Here is a 2,118-nt window from a genome sequence, read left to right on the forward strand (position 1 = left end):
GGCCGTCTGCCGGAATAAGCCAATCTGTCTTATTTTTCACAGGCGGAATATTCGCCTGCTCTTGACATACAACGATAGTTGCTGTTATATATAAAACAAGGGCTGAAAGTCCAAAAAGGAACTTTCAGCCCAGTGATTATCATAGAAGATCAGCATTTACAGACTTTTTTTCACACACTCCATAAGAACCCGGTAACGCTTGTTTGTGTGCAAAAAATGATATGAATTATGTAGAAAACAGTGCCAGGACGAATGTCCTGACACCGCTTTGTCTACAGTCTGAAAGGACAGCTTTCGCTGTCCTTTCTCTCATGTCCGGGAGTGCACCCGGTCATTATTTGGCAATTAGAATTTCATATCGAAATATGATTTAGTCTTCTTCTGTGAAAATCTTTGTGATATTCTTTTCTTTAACTTTCAGAAGATAATCATCACCATCTTTACACTTAGACTTACTCTTAATCATAGTACCAGAGGTATTAATTACACGAATAGAACCTTCTACAACTTTTACGTCATCATATTCAGTAATCAAGCAATCCTTTTCATCACCCTTTGTCTTAGAGTAATAGTATTCCTCGAGTTCATCTTTACTATTCCTAATTTCGTACTGATTCAAACCAGCAGCTGTAATATAATCCTGAACACTTAAAGAAATCAAAGAACCACTTTCAAGTTCAAATACGATTTCGTATTTATTGTCAGAATCTGCCTTGAATTTCTTACCCATAGCATAAACAACCTTATCAGAATCATCAACTTCGTTTCTGCCCTGGCCCTTCTTGCTACCATTCTTGTTAAACTCGAAGTCAATCTTATCACCGTCGATGACAATTGTCTGTTTTCCGGTCTTTACAGCTCCATCGTCTTCATCACCGAAGTACATGAAAGCATATTCATTAGCGTCTTCATCAGCCATTAAAGTTCTGATTGTCGCGTCGAGATTATCTTCTGTATCAAAGAATTTCCCGTTTTCAGTATCATCTTTCCATGAATATGCAATATCAGTTGTGCTGACATATTTATTATCCGCTGTGGTATTGAACTGAATTAATCTTAATCCATCCATCATACGGCCATACTCATCAAATGCATACTTTTTGCCATTGATTGTTTTAATGACATTAGCATACAGATTTCCTTTGCCATCACCATAATACCAGAAATCTTCTGCATCGTCATACTTAACTTCATCAAGATCATGATCTGGTGTCACTTTAAACCAGCCCTTAGTCTTACGAGCACCGTCTTCTGGACTAGAGAAATATGCCCATGTTCTTGACTCAGAAGCTGTAGCTGAATTTTCTGCAGCTGTAGTTATATTCCATTCTGCAACCATACGGCCATACTGGTCGAAACCATATTTCTTTCCATTGATAGTTTTCTGTAACAACTTATCTGATGTTGCAAAATACCTTTTACCATTAGATTTAAAATAGAAATAGCGATCCTGATCATCATCGTACTTCTCATCATACGGATTTTCATCAGACCAGTTTTCATCAAGGATATTGATTAATCTCCAGCCGGTAGCCATCGCTCCATCATTCTCATCGCCTAAGTAATAAACCGCCTCTTCACTCCAAGCGTCATCACCCGTCTGTCTTTCGCCATCTTCGGATACCCATCCAAACAGCATCTTGCCTTCTTCATCGAACGCATATTTCTTGCCGTTGATGGTTTTGAATCTTACAGAGCTAGTATTGTCATTACCCTTAAATGCTTTACCATTGTTCTGGAAGTAGTACCAGTACTGATCCGGCTCATCTTCGTCACCAGCATCATCGTTATCTACTGCTACCCAGCCATTGGTTACCATAGCACCATCCTGGTTTACATAGTAGTAATCGTCATCGTCTTCGATTAACTGATCTGTTACCATCTCGCCGTCATCGCCAAGATAGAACCAGTAGTTTCCTGATTTCTTCCACTCGTCTGTTACGCGACTTCCGTCCTTAGCATAGTAATACCAAGTTCCATTCTCCTGTGTCCAGCCACTAGCTGCGAAGGATGTCATGGAAGCGCCCATTGCTAACAGAGCTGATGCAGATAATACTGCAACTAATTTAGTCTGCTTTTTCATAATGAATGCACTCTCCTTTTTGTTTTCTGAAATAC

General features: G+C 39.3%; 1 protein-coding gene. It reads right to left on the minus strand.

Going from position 1 to position 2,118, the window contains the following annotated elements; genetic code table 11:
- Positions 1 to 370 precede the first annotated feature (370 nt).
- The coding region (locus DXA13_RS20560) for an argininosuccinate lyase (protein ID WP_347559942.1) at positions 371 to 2,118 on the minus strand (1,748 nt) is incomplete at its 5' end.

The organism is Clostridium sp. AM58-1XD, from assembly GCF_003464085.1.
Taxonomy (GTDB): domain Bacteria; phylum Bacillota; class Clostridia; order Lachnospirales; family Lachnospiraceae; genus Lachnoclostridium_A.